Here is an 18,114-nt window from a genome sequence, read left to right as displayed (position 1 = left end):
TCGGTGTTGCGGCACCGTATGGAGGCTGCGGTTCATGGCGTGATCGGCTCCTCGCGCACTGCGGGGCCTTCCGGCATGCCGACGCGCGCCGCCGCAGGCTCGCTCGCCTCCGCGTCGCGCAGCAGCGCCGTGCGCAGCTGGGGCAGGTACTGCGGATAGTCCTGCTGCATGTATGCGATCAGCTGCTCGCGGACCTTGCAACGCAGCTCCCAGCCGTTTCCCGCATCGGCGGTGCTGACGAGCACGCGCAGCTGCATCGCCCGGTCTGACACATCGGTGACTTGCAGCACGCACACGCGCTGATCCCATTCGGGAGCGGCCTCGACGATGCGCTGGAGCTCCTCGCGCAGCGGCGGCATCGGCATGCGGAAATCCACCCACAGGAACACGGAACCGATGAGATCCGACGTCTGGCGCGTCCAGTTCTGGAACGGATGCTGGATGAAATACTCGAGCGGCACGATCAGCCGCCGGTCGTCCCAGATCCGCACGACGACGTACGTCTCGGTGATTTCCTCGACGCGCCCCCATTCGTTCTCGACAATCAGCACGTCGTCGATGCGGATCGGCTGGGTCAGCGCGATCTGCAGGCCTGCGATCAGGTTGCCGAGCACCGGGCGCGCGGCAAAGCCGGCGACGATGCCGGCGAGGCCTGCCGATGCGAGCAGGCTCGCGCCGAGCTGGCGCACGTTCGGAAACGTCATCAGCACCGAACCCACGCCAAGGACGCCGACGATGAACATCGCGATGCGCGCGAGCACCCGGACCTGCGTCTGCACGCTGCGCGCGCGCAGGTTGTCCGCGACAGTGGTCGGGTGACGCAGGGCGACGACATCGGCCGCGGCCGCGATGAGCCGCACGACGAACACCGTCACCAGCAGGATGATCGCGATCGACAGCGCCTGACGCAGGCCGATGAGGAAACCCGCCGGCAGCGGCGCGTCGGCGAGCGAAAGATGAATCAGCAACAACGGAATCAGGAACTGCGACGTGCGTCGCGTATACGCGACGATCCGCTCGGCAAGAACGAACCGCGCTGCCGCACGACGCGCCACCAAGTGCAGCACGAAGTGCAGCGCCAGGCCGGCCAGCGCTGCGCCGACGATCTGCAAAGTCACGGCGATCCATGGATGGCTCGCCAGGACGTCTCTCATCGCCGCCTCCCCCGAGCGACTGGCATGGCGATCGGGCTGCTTTGCGTCGTCCGGCCGCCACCATGCGCTTCAATGATCCACGTGCAGCTCATCGGCCCGTCGGAACGGAGGCCGACAGGGACGTGCTCCCCGCTCTCACTGCGCCGCCGCGCCGGCCGGCTGCAGTTGCTGCGCCAGTTCGAGATGGCTGCGCAGCACGCCCAGCGTCTCTTCGGCGAACGCTTTCAGGTCCGGGTCCTGCGCGTCTTGCGCCTGGCGCTCGAACAGCGTGATCGTCTCCTTGTGTGCGCTCGCGCCGAAGTTTTCGAGGTACGCGCGGTCGAGCTCCGCTCCCGACAGCTTCTCGAGCTGGTCGAGCTTGCCCTGAACCGCAGGATCGATCGTCGTGCTCACCGTCATGCCTTTGCTAGTGGCAAGGCTCTGCAGCTTCTGGTTGGCGTCCGTATGGTCCTTCTGCAGCTTCTCGGCGAAGGCCTTCACTTTCGGATCGGCCCCTTTCGTCGCCGCGAGCCGGCTGGCCTCGACTTCGGCGAGTCCGCGCGACATCGCTTCGGAAATGAACGAACGGTCGGCGCCGGCGATCGGTCCGGCGGTCGGCGCGCCCGGCGCCGCTGCGGTTCCTGCCGCGCTGCCGGCTGTTCCATCCGGCGGAGGCGTCGGCGTCGGCGGCGGGCTCGGCACGGTTGCAGGGTTCACGGGCTCCGGAACGTTCGGAGTGTCGGTCGGATTCGGCGGTGGAACTTCCTCCGCCCGCTCACAGGCGGCCACGCCCACTATCAGGCCGGCGGCGAGCGCAAGAATCTTCGCTCGGGCTTGAATTCGACTTTTTGCCATGGGACCTCCTGTCGTTATTCCGGATCCACCCGTCGCGGGTTCCGTGCGCGGCCATGAGGCCGTGAAAGCTCCTGCACGGGGCGCTCCCCCTGCTCGAGCAGTGAGCAATGATGCATTTCGCGTGCCCGCTTTTAAGGAGGCACGGAAAGCGCGACCCATTTCGGGGGGTTTTCGCATTGCGCGGCGCGGTGTTGCAGCACCGCGAAAGCAACCCCGCCAGTGGGTTGACGGAGCGCGCCGGGCCGGGGCAATTCTTACTCCCGAGATGTAAAACGTGCGTGCGTGAAAGGGCATTGCCGGGAGCGACAGACGCCCCAGAGCGAGGCATCACGGAACCTCCGTTGTCTGGCACGGCTTTTGCGGCGAGACGACGAGCGCCCGACGTAAAAGGGAGGTGCAATTTTTCCCCAGCCAGCAGGAGATGCCATGAGTCTCGGAATGGAACTTCGTTTACGCCAGCACCTGGCGATAACGCCCCAGATCCAGCAGGCGCTTCGTCTTCTTCAGCTCTCGTCACTGGAATTCGCCCAGGAGGTCGAGCAGGCCGTTTCGACGAATCCCTTCCTCGAGGACGAAAACGAAGCTCCGTCAATGCCGATGGAATCGCGCGAAACCACGCCCGCGTCGCCGGTCGAGGGCGACGGGGCGGAGCGGGAACCGGAGGAGCCCCTCCCCGCGCCGGCCTATGACGAGCGGCGGCAGACGCAGTCGCACGGAGACGAAAACGACTGGACCGAATGGACCGAAGCGCCGGTGAGCCTGCGCGAGAACCTGCGCACCCAGCTGCTCCTGTCGCCAATGAGCGAGCGCGATCGCATTCTCGCGCACATGATCGTCGACGAGCTGACCGACGCCGGCTACCTGGAAACGCCGCTCGAAGAGCTTGCGGAGATGATCCTCCCCGAGGAACACGTCGATGTGCGCGAGCTCGGCGCTGCACTGCGCTACGTGCAGCAGCTGGAACCGGCCGGCATCGGCGCACGATCGCTGCAGGAGTGCCTGCTGCTGCAACTGCAGGCGCTCGACCCGGAAACGGTCGGACGCGACCTCGCGCTGGCGATCGTCACCGACCACCTCGAGCTGCTCGCGCACCGGGAATTTCCCCGCCTGCAGCAGCTCCTCGGCTGTAACGAGACCGCGCTGCATACCGCGCGCGCCCTGATCCGCACCCTCGATCCGCGCCCGGGGCGCACGTTCGCGCCCGACAACACGCGCTACGTCGTGCCCGACATCATCGTCAGGCAGGTTCGCGGGCGTTGGGTCGCGACGCTCAACCCGGCGGTTCAGCCGAACGTGCGGCTGAATCGTGCGTATGCCGAGATCGCGGCCGGCCGCAGTTCGGGCGATGCGTCGTTCCACCGCTTGCTGCAAGAGGCGCGCTGGCTGTTGCGCAACGTCGAGCAGCGTTTCAGCACGATCCAGCGCGTCGCGAACGCGATCGTCGCGCACCAGCGCGTGTTCTTCAGCTACGGTGAAGTCGCGATGAAGCCGCTCGCGCTGAAGGACATCGCAAGCGAGCTGAAGCTGCACGAATCGACGGTCTGCCGCGTGACCAACGGCAAGTACATGGCTACGCCGCGCGGTCTGTTCGAGTTCAAGTATTTCTTTTCGCGTCAGCTCGCCACGGACGATGGCGGCACGTGCTCGGCGATGGCGATCCGCGCGCTGCTCAAGGAGCTGATCGCCGCCGAAGATCCCCTGCACCCGCTGTCGGACGCCCAGCTCGCGCGGCTTCTGGCCGAGCAGGGGCTGCGACTCGCGCGGCGCACGGTGACGAAGTACCGCACGCTGATGCGCGTGCCGAGCGTCGAATTGCGGCGCGTCGCGCAGCGGCCGGTGATGCCGGTCGGTGTGCTTGGCAATGCCTGAAACGGAGAACGTCGATGTCGTCGATCATCGTTGGTCACTTTGAGCAGGCCGAACAGCTCGAACACGCCCGCGCAGCGATCGCCGCGCGGGACTTCGCCGCCGACGAATATTCCTCGTACTACCTGAATCCGCCGGGCCAGCACGGCCTGCGACGCTTCGGCGGGGACTCCGCCAGCGACGAGGGCGCGAGCGAGGCCGGCAAAGGCGCAGCGACCACCGCACTGATCGGCGGCGCTGCGGGGCTGGCCCTCGGCAGCATCGGCGGACCGATCGGCGCGCTCGCGGGTGCCGGCGTCGGCGCCTACGTCGGTTCGCTGGCGGGTGCACTGGGCCGCACCCACTCTGCGCATCCCGAACAGGCCAGCGTCGAGCACCCGGCCGAGCCGCCGGCCGGACCGGTGCTGTGCGTGCGCGTCGACCGCCCCGGCAGCGAAGCCGTCGCGGTGTCGGTTCTCACCGACTGCGGCGCGCGGCAGATCGAACGCGCGACCGGGACATGGGCGGAAGGCGACTGGCAGGACTACGATCCGCGCCACCCGGTCGAAATCCTGTATCGTGCGACGCCGTCGGGCGCGCCAACCGGAGCGTGAGCGACAGCGGCGGCGATTTCGATTTCCGCCGGCCCGCCGAACCCGGAGCACGGCGATGCACGTTTGCGACGTGACGATGTTTTATGCCCCGCAAAGCGGCGGCATCCGCCGCTACCTGCAGGAAAAACGACGCTGGTTGCAGGCCCGCCCGCCTTACCGCCATTCGCTGGTGCTGCCGAGCGGAGCCGCAGCGGGCGACGCGTCCGTCACGGAAGTCCCGAGCGTGCCGCTGCCGTTCTCGCACGGCTATCGCCTGCCGATCGCCACGCAACCTGCAGTGCGCGCGCTGGTCGCGCTGCGCCCGGACGTCATCGAGGCCGGCGATCCCTACCATCTCGCATGGGCGGCGCTCGACGCAGGCCAGGCGCTCGGGGTGCCGGTTACAGGCTTCTATCATTCGGACCTGCCGCGCCTCGCGCGCAAGCTCGGCGGCGCCCCCGCCGAGCGGCTCGCGGAAAGGTATGTGCGCCGACTGTACTCGCAGTTCGACGCAGTTCTCGCGCCGAGCGCGTGCATGGTCGAGAGGCTGCGGGCGCTCGGCATCGGACGCGTCCATCAGCAGCCGCTCGGCGTCGACACCGCGGTCTTCCGCCCCGAGCGCCGCGACGAAGCGTGGCGCACGTGCCTTGGAGTGCAACCCGGCGACAGGGTGATGGTTTTCGTCGGCCGATTCGCCCCCGAAAAGAACCTGCCCGACCTGTATGCCGCCCTCGACCGGCTCGGACCGGGGCACGTGCTGGTGCTCGTCGGCAGCGGGCCGGCGGCTGCGCGGTCCGACGTGCGCGTCGTGCCGTTCATCGGCGACGCGCTGCGGCTCGCCAGCCTGATCGCAACCTGCGACGTGTTCGTCCACGCCGGCGACCAGGAAACGTTCGGCCTCGCCGCACTCGAAGCGATGGCGTGCGGCGTCCCGGTGGTGGCCGTGCGCGCCGCTGCGCTGGCGGAACTCGTCGATGACGAGGTCGGCGCAACCGTGCCGCCCCACACGCTGCCCCATACGCCGCGCGGCGTCGCGATCGCCGACGCGATTAGCGCCGTTCTCGCGCGCGACCCCGCTCCGCTGCACCTCGCCGCGCGCCGCCGCGCACGGCACCACGACTGGCAGCGCGTGATGCCTGAAATCGTCGCACGCTACGCGGCGCTGTGCGGCGGAGCGACGCGGGCGCTGGCGTGTTGAGCGACTTCGCGCCTGTCCGCCCGGCCGTCTGCGTTTCGCTCCACGACGTCGCGCCGGCGACTTGGAGCCGCTGCGAGACACTGCTCGCGGCGCTCGCGAAAGTCGCCCCGGTGCCGCGTACCCTGCTGGTCGTGCCGGACTACCATCGGCGCGGCGACGGGTTGGCGCCGTGGTATCGCGCCGCTCTCGCCGCGCAGCTCGAAGCCGGCGACGAACTGACACTGCACGGTCTTTTCCATCTCGACGACGCGCCCGCGCCGACCTCGCTGCGCGACTGGCTGCACCGGCGCGTCCTGACCTGCGGGGAAGGGGAATTCGCCGCCCTGGCCCACGAGGAGGCAGCTGCTCGGCTGCGCGTTGGCGAGGCCTGGTTCCGCGATGCCGGCTGGCCGCTGTACGGCTTCATCGCGCCGGCATGGCTGCTCGGCCCCGACGCCTGGCAGGCGCTCGACCAATCGGCCTTCACCTACACGACGACGCACGGACACTTCCACCTGTTGCACCCGTGGCGCGCAGTGCCCGCACCGTGCATCGTCTACAGCACGCGCAGCCGCTGGCGCCTAGGGCTGTCGCTGGCGCGGAACGCGTGCCTGACGCACCGCGAGGCCCCGCTCGTGCGCCTCGCGCTGCACCCGGACGACGCGCTCCATCCGACCGTCGTGCATCAGGCGCAGCGGCTCCTCGAAAAGCTGCTGCAGGAACGCGTCGCGATGACGAAAATCGGGTTCGCGTTCGCGCTCCGGACCGCGCTGGCATCGGCGCCTTTCACAGCGGCGGCATGAACGCCAGCGACAGCGCCGCGACAGCGCCTCCGACGGCGACGCCGGCAAGCACGTCGCTCGGGTAATGCAGGCCGAGCACGACGCGCACAACCCCGGTCAGCACCGCAAAGAGCACCAGCACCAGACCCAGCGCAGGAAAGTAGGCCGACACGACGATCGCGAACGCGACGGCATGGAGCGTGTGGCCGGACGGGAAGCTGAATTCGTCGAGCGGCGGCGCGCACAGGCGCAGCCCCTGCAGCCGGACGTAGGGCCGCGGGCGGCACGCGCGGCGCTTGATCAGCAGGTACAGCGTCAGTCCCGCGGCACCTACCGCGATCAAGTGCAATGCGCAGCGCGCGCCGAGGGGCCCCTGCAGCACCGCCAGCGCGACAACCAGCACGACCCACGACTCGCCGTCGCCGAGCCGGCTGATCCACCGCGCGCACTGCGTGCAGCGTTCGCGCGCCAGCACGCGATTGAGGGCGACCACGCAGGCGCAGTCCAGCGCCAGCAGTCGATCGAGCCGCTCAGGCCACCGTTGCGACGTCGCCGGTGGGAACATTGCGGGTGGCCTGTGCGGCAAGGTGAGCTTCGAAGCGGTCGAGGATGCGAGGCCACGCGATTTGCTCGGCGACCTGCCGGGCCGCGGCGCCGAACGCCCTGCGCGTGTCGCCGTCCGCCGCCAGCGCGCAGGCCGCTTCGATGAAGCCTTCACTGCCGGCGGGCGGCAGCACGCGCGCGCACACCCCGTCGACGAGGTGTTCGCGCGCGGCCCCGAGGTCGTAGGCGACGATCGGCAGACCGCTCGCCATCGCTTCGAGCGTAACGTTGCCGAACGTCTCGGTCAGGCTCGGGAACAGGAACAGGTCGGCCGAAGCGAAATGCTCGGCGAGGGCCACGTCCCGCTGCACGCCGGTGAAAACCTGATCGGCTGCATCACGCTCGAGCTGTCGGCGCAGCGGGCCTTCGCCGACCCACACGAGCCGTGCGCCGGGATGCGCCTGCCGCACGGCGCGAAACGCATCGAGCACGACAGCAGGATTCTTCTCGGGCGCAAGGCGGCCGACATGGAGCACCGCCAGCTGCCCGGGCCCGACGCCCCAGCTCGCGCGCAGCGCGGCGCTGCGGCGGCGCGGGGAAAAAAGGTCGGTGTCGACACCGCGGCCGACACACGCGAGATGGCGGTAGCCGCAGCCACACAGCTCGTCGGCCAGCGCCGCGGTTGCGACGAAAGTCAGGTCGGTGCGGTTGTGAAAGCTGCGCAGCGTGGCGTCGATCAGTTGCGCGAGATGCCCGAGGCGGTAATAGCCGCTGTATTTCTGGAAATGCGTGCGGTAGTCGCTCGTCACCGGAATGCCGAGTTGGCGCGCTGCAAACAGCGCGGACCACCCGAGCGGGCCTTCAGTGACGATATGCACGACATCCGGCCGAGTCTGCCGCCAGTGCCGCAGCAGGCGCAGCGGCGCCGGCAGCCCCAGTTGCAGGCCCGGATAGCGTGGCAGCGGCAGTCCGCGCACGCACAGCGTATCGGCCCCAGCCGTCGCCGCCGGCATGCCGACGCGATCGGCTGCCTGCCGCGGGCGCACTAGCCCGACGCGATGGCCGCGTTCGAGCAGGTGACGCAACGCTCGTTCGACGGTTAACGCCACGCCGTTGAGCTCCGGGGGATAGGTTTCGGTGACCAGCGCGATCGACAGTGCTGTTTTCATTCGCATTCTCCTCGACTGCGGCGCGGCGTTTCCGCCATTCGTCGGGGCGGAAGCGTTCGAACGCGGGCAAGCCTCATGCCCGGAGCCGAGCCGCCCGGGCCCGGGCACGCTGTTCGCATGGAGCGTCGCGAGGGCCCCGGAACGAAGACGACGAGTCTGGCGAGGTCGTCCAGCGACGCAAGCGTTCGCCGTCCTTCCCCCGGGACGCCGATCGCAGACTGATCCGCTGGAAGCCGGGAGTCGTGTTCGGTGCCGGGTGCCCTCGCTCCGTTTCATTCCCACAATCGACAGGAGCCCTACATGCCCAGCCAGCCCGACCCGCAGACCTCCCCCGCCCCGGCGATGCTGTCCGATGTGAAGACGCTGCGCGAACGCGCGCGACGGCACATCGAGGAAGGCGCGCTGACCGAAAACTACGCTGGCGACCGGGACACGATCCTGCGGCTGCTCAACGAAGCGCTCGCGACCGAGATTGTGTGCATCCTGCGTTACAAACGTCATTACTACACGGCGAAAGGCCTGACATCGGCAAGCGTCGCGGAAGAGTTCCTCGAGCACGCGCACGAGGAAGAGGAGCATGCGGATCGCATAGCCGAGCGGATTACCCAGCTCGGTGGGGAACCGGACTTCTCGCCCGATACGCTCACTGCCCGCAGCCACGCCGAATACATCGAAGGCGCGTCGTTGATCGACATGATCAAGGAAGACCTCGTCGCCGAGCGGATCGCGATCGACAGCTATCGCGAAGCGGTGCAGTACATCGGGGCGACTGACCCGACGACAAGGCGCCTGCTCGAGGACATCCTCGCCGTCGAGGAGGAACATGCCGACGACATGCAGTCGCTGATCGAGCAGATCGGCCGGCGTCCGGGTTGAGGGAGGGCGTCTTGCAACCGGTGGACGCGCCGGCGTTGAATGAAAGCCGGAAACACCGGGATCCCGGGGATAGCCTGTTCCGGCCCGGCGTCAACTGTTTTACCGTCGCGCGTGCAGCCCGGGTCGGGCTGCTCGTTGATGGCGAGGCGTACTTCAAGGCCTTCGCAGCCGCGGCCGAGCGCGCAACGCGCTCGATCCTGATCCTGGCGTGGGACTTCAGCAGCAACACCCGCCTGCACTTCGACCCCGAGACCCGCGACGGCCCTCCGGCCCGCCTCGGCGACTTCCTGAACTGGCTCACGCGGCGCCGGCGCGACCTGCACGTCCATATCCTCGACTGGGACTACCCGCTGGTATTCGGCGTGGATCGTGAACTGCCCCCGACTTACGGTTTCGGCTGGCGCGCGCACCACCAAGTGCACCTTGCCTACGACAACACGCATCCGGTCAGTGGCTCGCACCACCAGAAAATCGTCGTCATCGACGATGCGCTGGCTTTCATCGGCGGTTTCGACCTGACCGAACGACGCTGGGACACCCCCGCCCACAGCCCGGACGAGCCGCACCGCCTGTGCGGCACGGCGCGCTACCCCCCGTTCCACGACCTGATGATGGCCGTCGATGGCCCGGCAGCGCTCGCGCTCGCCGGCATCGCACGCGCACGCTGGCTGGGCGCAACGGGCCACGCGCTGCCGCCTCCGGCACCCCCGGGGGCTAACTCGTCGCGCTGGCCAGCGTCGCTGGACATCGATTTCACCGACATCGATGTCGCGCTCGCGCGCACGTTGCCCGAAACGACGCTGCAGGCCGGCATTCACGAAGTCGAGGCGTTGTACCTCGACACGATCGCCGCCGCCCGCGGGCTGATCTACATCGAGAACCAGTACTTCACCGCGTACCGCATCGGCGAGGCGCTCGCGGCGCGGCTCGCGGAACCGGACGGGCCGGAGATCGTCGTCGTCGTCCGCCTGTTCAGCCACGGCTGGCTCGAGGAGCACACGATGCACGTGTTGCGCACGCGCCTCATCCAGCGCCTGCGCGCCGCAGACCATTACGGCAAGTTCCACATCCTCTACCCTCACATCGACGGCCTCGACGAAAACATCTGCATCGACCTTCATTCGAAGCTGATGATCGTCGACGACGAGATCCTGCGCATCGGCTCGGCGAACCTGTGCAACCGCTCGATGGGGATGGACACCGAATGCGATGCGGCCCTCGAAGCGCGCGGCGACCCGCAGGTGGCTGCGACGATCCACGCGTTTCGCAACGAGCTGCTCGCCGAACACCTCGACGTCGCGCCCCAGCAGGTCGAGGACGCGTTCCGCCAGCAGGGAACGCTGCGCGGTGCAATCGACGCCCTCGCGGGCCGCACTCGCACGCTCAAGCCGATCGAACGCCTACCGGAGTGGTCCGAGACCGTCATCGAACTGGCGAGCGTGGGCGACCCGGCGGCGCCGGTTTCGCTCGACCGCCTGATCGAGGAGTTCAGTCCGGAAGTCGCAGTCGAGGAAGAGGTCGCGCCGCGCGATCGGCGCAAGTTCGTCAAGCGCGTTGCGCTGAAAGTCGGGCTGTTCTTCGCGGTGGTCGGGGCGCTCACCGCGATGTGGCACTACACCCCGCTGGCGGCGTGGGTCGACGCCTCGCGCATCACCGCCTGGGCGGAGGAATTCGCCGGCCGCCCGTGGGCGCCGCTGGTGATCCTCGCTGCCTATACGCCGGCGTGCATCGTGATGTTCCCGCGACCGCTGATCACGCTCGCGGCGGTGGTCGCGTTCGGTCCTTTCCTCGGCTTCGCCTACGCGCTGTCGGGCATCCTGGTCGCGGCGCTGCTGACTTACGTCGCCGGTATGTATCTGCCGCGCCACACCGTGCATAGCTTCGCCGGTCGCCCGCTGCGCCGTGTCACCGAGACACTGCGTCGCCGCAGCCTGCTGGCGGTGACCGCGCTGCGGCTCGTGCCGCTGGCGCCTTTCGCAGTCGAAGGCCTCGTCGCTGCAGCGATCGGCATCCGCCTGTGGCACTTCATGCTCGGCACGCTGATCGGCATGCTGCCCGGCACGCTGGCGACGACGATTTTCGGCGACCAACTCGAAGCCGCGCTGAACGACCCGGCGCAGATCAACTACACCGTGCTCGCCGCTGCCGTCGTCGGCGTGAGCCTGCTGACGCTGGCAGTCCGCCGCTGGCTGGTGAGCCAGCACAGGGAGACCGTACCGCATGGCGACACAGGCAACCGGCCTCGCTAGCTGGCGCAATCTCGACGAGGCCCTCGGCAGCGACTGTCTGAGGATCTCGACGTACAACATCCATCGCTGCATCGGCAGCGATCGGCGCGAGGACGCGTCGCGCGTCGCACGTGTCATCGCCGAGCTGAACTGCGACACCGTCGGGCTGCAGGAAGTCGATAACCGGCCCGACCGCGGCCACGATTCGATGCAGCTGGACTTTCTCGCGCACGCCGCGTCGATGACCGCGATCCCCGGCCATACGATCGTGCGGCACGAAGGCGTGTTCGGCAACGCGCTGCTGACGCGGCGGCCGGTGCTCGGCGTGCGCCAGCACGATCTGAGCTTCAACCGGCGCGAGCCGCGCGGCGCGCTCGAAGTCGACCTCGACGTCGAAGGGGAGGTCGTGCGCGTCATCGTCACGCATCTCGGCCTGCGGCCCGCGGAACGTCGCTTCCAGGTGCAGAAGATGCTGAAGCTGCTGCATCATCTGCCGATGGACCAGATCGTCGTCGTGCTCGGCGACATCAACGAATGGCTGCCGCTCGGCCGTCCATTGCGCTGGCTGCACGGCATCCTCGGCCACGCGCCGGCGGAGCGCTCGTTCCCGGTGTGGCTGCCGATGTTCGCGCTCGATCGCGTGTGGGTGCGGCCGCGCCACAACCTACTGGCGTTCGAGACGCACCGTTCGCCCACTTCGCGCAAGGCCTCCGACCACCTCCCCGTGAAGGCGATCATCGCCACCGGCAGGCGTCCCGTGATCCCGCACGTCCGCGTGCGCGATGCGGCAAGTGCGATGCCGGCATGAAACTTGAACGCAAAACGGTGCGCCGCCAGGAACGTCAGGAGGAACCCGAGATGCCCAGGAATCGACACGTGGAACTGCCCGGCACGCTCAAGCGCTCCCCGCCGAAAGCGCAGCGTACTTACGCGAAGACTCTCAGGAGCGCAGAGGAAGAATACGGTCCGGGCGAGCGCGCGAGTCGCACGGCGATCGCGGCGCTCAAGCACAGCTTCGAAAAAGTCGGCGACCACTGGGAGGCCAAGGCGAAACCCGGCCCGTCCGACCCGCAAGCCCGCCGCAGCACTGCCGACCGGGGCGGCAAGCGCGCCAAAGGCGAGACTTTCGGCGGCGTGGACGTCCTCGGGCATACGCGCCAGGAGCTCTATGAGCGTGCCGTGGCGCTCGGCATCCGCGGACGCTCGCGCATGACCAAGGAAGAGCTGGCGCGCGCGATCGCCTCCAAGCAGGACTGAGGGGTCGGCCTGCCCTCGTCGCGCGCGCATGCGCGCGACGGGTTGGTGCATGCGCTGGCCGCGCGGGTAGGATTTTCCGCGAGCTGTATCTTTTTCACGAAAGCTCGCCTGCCGAACCACGACGCGCAATTCCTCGATCACCTCCGATCCCGGGCGCAGCACCGGATCGGGACACATTTCCCGCTCCTGCCCAAAACGGGCCTCGATGTTGCTATGCAACAGCAACCTTCGGAAGCGAGGGTGACCAGCAGCGAAATGGCCGGATTACGGCCATTTCGCATCTTTCAACTCTGTGCAGGAGTATTCAGATGGCCCAGCAACGGCAAACGAATGAAGACCCTCGTCGACAAACGGCGGAGCGCCCAGGTCGGCAGAATGAAGACGTACGCCAGCAGAGGAACGAGGAGATGAATGCTGAATCCTCTCGCCAGCAAGGACGGCAGGAAAGCTCCGGCGGTCGCGGGCGGGAATCGGTGGACATGGCAGCAACGACGCTGCGCGGGTTCGGCCAGCTGTACGACATGGAGGCGGCAAGCGCGCGCATCTTCATGCGCGCGCAGGCTCGCGCCCTGTCGGCGATGGGTTTTCCCGACTATTCACATTTCTTCGAGCTGGCCGACGAGCGGGCGAAGCGCCTGTTTTCGACCACGACCGACACGCTGCTGCAATCGAATCGCCACGCGAACCGCACCGCCGGAGAGATTCAGCGCCATCTCGGGCGCCTGTGGGAACAGCAGACGATGGATCTGACCGAAGCGTGGCAGACCGGCTTGCAGGAGTTGCAGCATCAGGCGACCGAAAGTCTCGACGATCTCAAGGAACTGGTACGCCAGCAGGCCGATGAGCTTGCAATGGCGACGGATTCCCTCAGCGAGTCGACGCGTGAAACCTTGCGCGAAGGTGGTGAACAGTTCCGGGCGACGGTTCGGGAAGGTTTCGAACGCAGCCGGGAACTCACCAGCCGCCACGCCGAAGCGGCGCGGCGCCAAGGTCAGGAATTCGCTGAAGAGGCGCGTGAAGCAGGCGAGGAAGCGCGGGAAGAAATGTCCCGCGGCAGCGAGGAGGCAACACGCTCCGAGCGTGGTTCACGTTCGCACAAGGCCGCATGACCACCGTGGCACGCTCCTGGAAAATGGCGGGAGCGTGCCACCGGGTGTTGAAAACGGGGAGCGCGGGTTAATTCCCGCGCTTTCGCATCCGCCGCTGCTCGAACGTCGTCAGCGGAACGACTACTGCCGGACTGGCGTTGCAGCTGCGACGGGGAGGCGCTTCCGCCCGACCTCCGGTCAGACCCAAGGTCGCGAGTTCCCACCACAACGCCATCGAAACGAACGGGGCCTCCCACACGGACGGACCCAAGTCCAGCGTGTCATCGGCCTTGCGCGACAGCCAGTAGCCGCCCGAGTGAAAAACCATCGTCACGTCTTCGCTCGGTACACCGGCGTCCGTCATCCTCGCCATCGTGGGCTGCAGTTCTTCGAGGCGGGAGATCAGGCAATAAATTGAACAATGCATAATGGTCCTCGGCGTTCACTCGCACCACGACCTGCGTCTACACGGCGACCGGTGAATTGGCCCTCGCGAGCGCACCCACAGCAAACGCGCTGATTCATCGTGCGGCCGGCTCGGGAGCGCCGGCTCATACTCAGTTCCAGCAGGATTCGAGCCAGCTTCTCTCATATACCCCAGACCGAAGACCCAACTTGGGGCTAGAGTACCGTTACCATTTTTTTGTCACAAGACATGAAAACCAGTATTTCCGCCTGATTTCGCAACTTTTTGCGTGGTGACGACGTATTTCCCGAAACGGATCCTGCACCTCCTGCGCGTCCCGATTTCGCGCTCCCGGGCTGCAGGAACACGTCTTGCCAAAGGGACGGAATTACAATCATTTCCCCTAAGGTACAGCGATGACGGGACTGGCAGCCAACTTTCCGCACGCCTCACTTCCGCACGCCTCACGTCTTCTCGGCCCCGCCCTGTTGAGCGCGTCGCCAGCGTCCTCGCCGACACCGTTCGCCGCGTGGCCCGACGCGATGCAGACCTCTATGGTCGGCGCCGCGCCGCGCACGTATTTCCTCGGCACCCCGGGACAGGATTTTCTGCCCGAGGATGACGAAAGGCGCGACAAACCCACATCGAACCCGGCCTGGCCCGGCGCCTGCGCCGACACCACGTCACACCGCATCGTCATCGTCGGAGGCGGCGCCGGGGGGCTGGAACTGGCAGCGCGTCTCGGCGACGGCGTCGGCCGGCGTGGCGAAGCCGAAGTCGTCCTGGTCGATCCGATGCCTACCCATTTATGGAAGCCGCTGCTGCACGAAGTCGCGGCGGGCACGCGCAGCCCGCACGAACAGGCGCTCGACTACCTGCAGCAGGCGCGACAGCACCATTTCCGCTTTCATCCGGGGCGGATCGAAGGGCTCGTGCGCCACCGTCGCGAAATCTGGCTCGCGCCGCTCGTCGACGAGGAAGGCATCGAGATGGCAGCGCGCCGGCAGCTCAGGTACGACACGCTGGTAATCGCGATCGGAGCCACCGATGACGACTTCGACACACCGGGAGTGCGGCGCCACGCAATTTCGCTCAACAGCGTGGCGGACGCGGAGCACTTTCGCAGCCGGCTGCTGTCGTTGTGCGCCGGCGCCGCCCAGCGCGCCCCGCGGCCAGTCCAGCTGGTGATCGTCGGCGGCGGCGCGACCGGGGTCGAGCTCGCGGACGAACTGACCGGCGCGGTCGAGGAGATCGCCTCGTGCGGGTACCTGCTGCGCCAGGCCGGCGAGCCGGTGAAGATTCGCATGCTCGAAGCGACGGGCCGGCTGCTCGCGTCGCTTCCGGCGGAAGCTGCCGAGCGCATCCATCGCGAACTGGTGCGGCGCGGCATCGACGTGCGGTTGAACCGCCGCGTTGCCGAAGTGCGACCCGACAGTGTGCTGCTTGCCAACGGAGAGGTCGTCGTTGCGGACCTGGTCGTATGGACGGCCGGCATCCGCGGGCCGGAAGTGCTCGCGTCGCTCGGCGCTCTCGACACGAACGAGCGGCAGCAGTTGCTGGTCCGCACGACCCTGCAGACCTTCCGCGACGACAACATTTTCGCCATCGGTGACTGCGCGAACTGCGTCTCGTCCGAAGGCGAGACGCTCGCACCTCCGCTCGCGCGCGCCGCCCAGCAGCAGGCGAAGCTGCTGGCCCGTTCGCTGGAGCGCCGCCTGGCCGGCAAATCGCTGATCCCGTTCCGCTACCGCGAACCCGGCGCGCTGTCGCCAGTACGCAACGAAGCGCCCGGAGGCGATGCGGGCGGCGATCGAAGCGGTATCGGCGGCCTGTTCGCGCGCCTGAGCTACTGGATGCTGTACCGCCGCCACCTGACGGTCCTGCTCGGTGGCATGCGGACGCTGCTGATGACGCTCGGCGAATGGCTGCCGCGGCGTGCGCGGCCGCGCATGAAACTCCACTGAGCGCGGCCGGCGCCGCGCGGAGGCTCAGAACACGAGCACGCCAAGCAAAACGCCGAACACCAGGACGATGAGGAAGATCGCCAGCGCAATGTAGAACAGCACTCTCGCAATGCCCGCGGCTCCTGCCGCGATGCCTGTGAAACCGAGCAGGCCGGCGATGACGGAGATGACGAAGAAGATGATCGCCCACTTGATCATTTTGTTTACTCCTAGTGGCGGATCGGGAGCGATCCGGGAATCGCGACACTGACGACACTGCTTTCGTTTTTTTTGAACGGGAGAACCGGGAGGAATTACCCGCCGACGGGAAGTTTTTCCGCCTTTCGCCCGCATCGGCAGCACGACTTGCGTCCCGCCCGGTACCGCAACCGGCAGCAAACGCCGTACCCATTGAACGTGCTTCGCCGATAGGCATGGAGCTTGCATTCGGACTGGTACGACGAGTTCTAGCGGAGACGACGTCATGCTAGGGGAAATCATAACGACATTTGCCGGGGCCGGTCTTGTCATCGGCGTGGCGCTGGCGGGCGAAACGATCCATCGGACAATCCCTTCGCCCTCAACGCAGGGGCCGCAGCAGGCCTGGATGAGCGCGGCAAAACCGGAGCGCGCAGCGATGATTTCCGGCTCGGGCGACGAATTGCCTTCGCCGCACGATCGCCACAGCGACGTGGCCTTGCCCGAGTTGCCGACCGGATTGGTGGCAGGGCTCATCATCAGTGCGGACATGTTTGTCGGAAATACTGACAGCGACCGGCACACGCTCACCGTCCGCCCTCCGGACAGCAGGCGCGAATTCAAGGCCAAGGTCGTCGGCATGCCGGAGGACGACGCGGGCACGCCCGGCGAGCGAGCGCCGGTCGCTCCCGCGTCGACTCCTCTTTCGGTGTCGCATGGAGGGGTCCCGTCGGGGCTCGACTGGAGAACTCCGGCGAAAATTCGCGCCTGACGAGGCCGCCGCTTGAAACCCGGGCACACGCCGCCAGCGCGCCGCCTCGCACGCGCTGCCGCCCGACCGACCGAAGCTGCCCTGCCCACGCCACCGAGACCCACGCGTGACGCAGACGCCCGTCGTGCGGACCGCTCGATCGTCATCGTCTCGATGGTTCTGCTGCTGGTTGTCTTCGGCCTGCTGGTGTGGACCATCGCCGACGTGTTGCTGCTGGTGTTCGCCGGCATCCTGGTCGGGGTGTTCCTGCGCGGGCTCAGCGATGGCGTGAGCGCCCTCACCGGCCTGTCCGGAACAGTGTCGTTCGGTATCGTGCTCGCGACGCTCGCCGCGGTGCTGGTCGTCGGAGGAGTCCTGTTAGGCAACGAGATGGCGACCCAGCTCGATCAGCTCGGGCCCAGCCTGCACTTGGCATGGGAGAAGTTGCTGAACGGCGTCTACCGCTACGAGTGGGGGCGGATCCTCTTCTCGGAGCGCAACCTCAGCGCGCTGCTCCCCGAGGACGGGAGTTGGCCCACGCTGCTGGGAGGCGCATTCTCGATGACGATCGGTGCCATCGGGGGGTGGTTGATCGCGGTGTTCATCGGGCTCTACGGCGCTGCGGCACCGGCAGTGTATCGGCACGGCCTGCTGCTGCTGGTTCCCGCCCACGCCCGCTCGCGCGCCCGGGAAGTGCTCGATACGGTGACGACGACGATGCGCTGGTGGCTGATCGGCACGTTCGCGCGCATGGCGGTCGTCGGCCTGAGCGTCACCGTCGGCCTGTGGCTGCTCGATATCCAGCTCGCGCTTGCGCTCGGGCTGATCGCCTTCGTGCTCGATTTCGTTCCCTACCTCGGCCCGATCCTTGCCGCGCTGCCCGCGCTGCTCGTCGCGCTCGCGACCGGCCCGAGCGACGCGTTCTACGTGCTGCTGCTCTTCCTTGCCGTGCAGGCCGCCGAAAACTACGTCGTCACGCCGCTGATCGACCAGTACAGCGTGCACTTGCCACCCGCGCTGACGATCAGCGCCCAGGTGCTCCTCGGCGCGTTGCTCGGGGCGCTCGGCGTCGTGTTCGCGACGCCGCTGACGGCGATCGCGCTGGTGCTGGTGCGCATGCTGTACGTCGAGGAGGATGCGGAAACGTCTGCGGGGACGCAGGAGCCGACCCTCTCGTCGCTGCCGCCGCAGGAAACGGGGCCTCCCGGGAGCTGACCGTTCTGCCGAGTGCGGCTACGAAACATTCCGTTCCCGCCCGGCTGCGGGAGGC

Annotated in this window: 18 protein-coding genes; 12 read left to right on the top strand and 6 right to left on the bottom strand. The window is 67.7% G+C overall.

The genetic code is table 11. The features are described 5' to 3' along the window. Window positions 1-32: 32 nt before the first annotated feature. Together GO608_RS16265 and GO608_RS16260 are read right to left on the bottom strand one after the other, a co-directional pair. A complete protein-coding gene (locus tag GO608_RS16265) occupies window positions 33-1,154 on the bottom strand; it encodes a mechanosensitive ion channel family protein (RefSeq protein ID WP_169198649.1) in 1,122 nt (373 codons plus the stop codon). A gap of 135 nt (window positions 1,155-1,289) precedes the next feature. Then, complete coding sequence (locus tag GO608_RS16260) at window positions 1,290-1,988, bottom strand: DUF4142 domain-containing protein (RefSeq protein ID WP_247003228.1); 699 nt, start codon at window positions 1,986-1,988, stop codon at window positions 1,290-1,292. 426 nt (window positions 1,989-2,414) lie between these two features. Here GO608_RS16260 and GO608_RS16255 point away from each other — a divergent pair, with 426 nt between their 5' ends. The 4 genes from GO608_RS16255 to GO608_RS16240 are packed head-to-tail and all read left to right on the top strand — an operon-like array spanning window position 2,415 to window position 6,406. Then, window positions 2,415-3,857, top strand: coding sequence for an RNA polymerase factor sigma-54 (locus tag GO608_RS16255; RefSeq protein ID WP_169198647.1), 1,443 nt, complete (start codon window positions 2,415-2,417; stop codon window positions 3,855-3,857). A 14-nt stretch (window positions 3,858-3,871) separates the two neighbouring features. Continuing rightward, window positions 3,872-4,447: a hypothetical protein gene (locus GO608_RS16250; protein WP_169198646.1), complete on the top strand. Its 576-nt coding sequence runs from the start codon at window positions 3,872-3,874 to the stop codon at window positions 4,445-4,447. A gap of 55 nt (window positions 4,448-4,502) precedes the next feature. Then, window positions 4,503-5,624 carry a glycosyltransferase gene (locus GO608_RS16245; RefSeq protein ID WP_169198645.1) on the top strand — a complete coding sequence of 374 codons (1,122 nt, stop codon included), beginning with the start codon at window positions 4,503-4,505 and terminating at the stop codon, window positions 5,622-5,624. Further along, window positions 5,621-6,406 (top strand): DUF2334 domain-containing protein, encoded by a 786-nt coding sequence (locus GO608_RS16240; RefSeq protein ID WP_247003226.1) that lies wholly within the window; start codon window positions 5,621-5,623, stop codon window positions 6,404-6,406. The genes GO608_RS16245 and GO608_RS16240 overlap by 4 nt, the downstream gene beginning before the upstream one ends. Here the strand turns inward: GO608_RS16240 and GO608_RS16235 are convergent. Together GO608_RS16235 and GO608_RS16230 are read right to left on the bottom strand one after the other, a co-directional pair. Further along, a complete protein-coding gene (locus GO608_RS16235; protein ID WP_247003224.1) occupies window positions 6,390-6,878 on the bottom strand; it encodes a phosphatase PAP2 family protein in 489 nt (162 codons plus the stop codon). The two genes, GO608_RS16240 and GO608_RS16235, sit on opposite strands and share 17 nt — an antisense overlap. A gap of 37 nt (window positions 6,879-6,915) precedes the next feature. Then, complete coding sequence (locus GO608_RS16230; protein WP_247003222.1) at window positions 6,916-8,097, bottom strand: glycosyltransferase family 4 protein; 1,182 nt, start codon at window positions 8,095-8,097, stop codon at window positions 6,916-6,918. Between the two features lie 300 nt (window positions 8,098-8,397). Here GO608_RS16230 and GO608_RS16225 point away from each other — a divergent pair, with 300 nt between their 5' ends. The 5 genes from GO608_RS16225 to GO608_RS16205 all read left to right on the top strand — a co-directional run bounded on the left by GO608_RS16225 (window position 8,398) and on the right by GO608_RS16205 (window position 13,567). Continuing rightward, complete coding sequence (locus GO608_RS16225; RefSeq protein WP_169198642.1) at window positions 8,398-8,973, top strand: ferritin-like domain-containing protein; 576 nt, start codon at window positions 8,398-8,400, stop codon at window positions 8,971-8,973. A gap of 20 nt (window positions 8,974-8,993) precedes the next feature. After that, a complete protein-coding gene (locus tag GO608_RS16220) occupies window positions 8,994-11,222 on the top strand; it encodes a VTT domain-containing protein (protein ID WP_247003372.1) in 2,229 nt (742 codons plus the stop codon). Next, window positions 11,194-12,009, top strand: coding sequence for an endonuclease/exonuclease/phosphatase family protein (locus tag GO608_RS16215; RefSeq protein WP_169198640.1), 816 nt, complete (start codon window positions 11,194-11,196; stop codon window positions 12,007-12,009). The genes GO608_RS16220 and GO608_RS16215 overlap by 29 nt, the downstream gene beginning before the upstream one ends. A 50-nt stretch (window positions 12,010-12,059) precedes the next feature. Further along, on the top strand, window positions 12,060-12,458 hold the full coding sequence (locus GO608_RS16210; protein WP_169198691.1) for a ChaB family protein: 399 nt from the start codon (window positions 12,060-12,062) through the stop codon (window positions 12,456-12,458). A gap of 479 nt (window positions 12,459-12,937) precedes the next feature. Next, entirely contained in the window at window positions 12,938-13,567 is a 630-nt protein-coding gene (locus GO608_RS16205; RefSeq protein WP_211159392.1) for a hypothetical protein, read from the top strand. Window positions 13,568-13,634: 67 nt separating this feature from the next. Here GO608_RS16205 and GO608_RS16200 read toward each other — a convergent pair whose 3' ends face one another. Then, the gene (locus GO608_RS16200; protein ID WP_169198638.1) at window positions 13,635-13,910 is read right to left on the bottom strand and encodes a hypothetical protein; all 276 of its coding nucleotides are present in this window, start codon (window positions 13,908-13,910) and stop codon (window positions 13,635-13,637) included. 458 nt (window positions 13,911-14,368) lie between these two features. Between GO608_RS16200 and GO608_RS16195 the strand changes: the two genes are divergently transcribed. Then, on the top strand, window positions 14,369-15,916 hold the full coding sequence (locus tag GO608_RS16195) for an NAD(P)/FAD-dependent oxidoreductase (protein WP_247003219.1): 1,548 nt from the start codon (window positions 14,369-14,371) through the stop codon (window positions 15,914-15,916). Between the two features lie 24 nt (window positions 15,917-15,940). On the opposite strand, the gene GO608_RS16190 is transcribed toward GO608_RS16195, so the two are convergent. After that, the gene (locus GO608_RS16190) at window positions 15,941-16,114 is read right to left on the bottom strand and encodes a DUF1328 domain-containing protein (protein WP_169117706.1); all 174 of its coding nucleotides are present in this window, start codon (window positions 16,112-16,114) and stop codon (window positions 15,941-15,943) included. A 388-nt stretch (window positions 16,115-16,502) separates the two neighbouring features. Here GO608_RS16190 and GO608_RS16185 point away from each other — a divergent pair, with 388 nt between their 5' ends. Together GO608_RS16185 and GO608_RS16180 are read left to right on the top strand one after the other, a co-directional pair. Then, window positions 16,503-16,865: a hypothetical protein gene (locus GO608_RS16185; RefSeq protein ID WP_169198637.1), complete on the top strand. Its 363-nt coding sequence runs from the start codon at window positions 16,503-16,505 to the stop codon at window positions 16,863-16,865. A 12-nt stretch (window positions 16,866-16,877) separates the two neighbouring features. After that, window positions 16,878-18,059 (top strand): AI-2E family transporter, encoded by a 1,182-nt coding sequence (locus GO608_RS16180; protein ID WP_169198636.1) that lies wholly within the window; start codon window positions 16,878-16,880, stop codon window positions 18,057-18,059. Window positions 18,060-18,114: the final 55 nt, after the last annotated feature.

The organism is Aromatoleum buckelii (genome assembly GCF_012910785.2).
GTDB classification, from domain to species: domain Bacteria; phylum Pseudomonadota; class Gammaproteobacteria; order Burkholderiales; family Rhodocyclaceae; genus Aromatoleum; species Aromatoleum buckelii.
This window is presented reverse-complemented; position numbering and strand designations above follow the sequence as displayed.

Coding starts and splice junctions, on each gene's coding strand:
- GO608_RS16255 (WP_169198647.1), top strand. CDS start 2,415: ATGAGTCTCGGAATGGAACTTCGTTTACGCCAGCACCTGGCGATAACG.
- GO608_RS16225 (WP_169198642.1), top strand. CDS start 8,398: ATGCCCAGCCAGCCCGACCCGCAGACCTCCCCCGCCCCGGCGATGCTG.
- GO608_RS16265 (WP_169198649.1), bottom strand. CDS start 1,154: ATGAGAGACGTCCTGGCGAGCCATCCATGGATCGCCGTGACTTTGCAG.
- GO608_RS16205 (WP_211159392.1), top strand. CDS start 12,938: ATGGCAGCAACGACGCTGCGCGGGTTCGGCCAGCTGTACGACATGGAG.
- GO608_RS16245 (WP_169198645.1), top strand. CDS start 4,503: ATGCACGTTTGCGACGTGACGATGTTTTATGCCCCGCAAAGCGGCGGC.
- GO608_RS16190 (WP_169117706.1), bottom strand. CDS start 16,114: ATGATCAAGTGGGCGATCATCTTCTTCGTCATCTCCGTCATCGCCGGC.
- GO608_RS16200 (WP_169198638.1), bottom strand. CDS start 13,910: ATGACGGACGCCGGTGTACCGAGCGAAGACGTGACGATGGTTTTTCAC.
- GO608_RS16195 (WP_247003219.1), top strand. CDS start 14,369: ATGACGGGACTGGCAGCCAACTTTCCGCACGCCTCACTTCCGCACGCC.
- GO608_RS16250 (WP_169198646.1), top strand. CDS start 3,872: ATGTCGTCGATCATCGTTGGTCACTTTGAGCAGGCCGAACAGCTCGAA.
- GO608_RS16185 (WP_169198637.1), top strand. CDS start 16,503: ATGAGCGCGGCAAAACCGGAGCGCGCAGCGATGATTTCCGGCTCGGGC.
- GO608_RS16215 (WP_169198640.1), top strand. CDS start 11,194: ATGGCGACACAGGCAACCGGCCTCGCTAGCTGGCGCAATCTCGACGAG.
- GO608_RS16230 (WP_247003222.1), bottom strand. CDS start 8,097: ATGAAAACAGCACTGTCGATCGCGCTGGTCACCGAAACCTATCCCCCG.
- GO608_RS16260 (WP_247003228.1), bottom strand. CDS start 1,988: ATGGCAAAAAGTCGAATTCAAGCCCGAGCGAAGATTCTTGCGCTCGCC.
- GO608_RS16210 (WP_169198691.1), top strand. CDS start 12,060: ATGCCCAGGAATCGACACGTGGAACTGCCCGGCACGCTCAAGCGCTCC.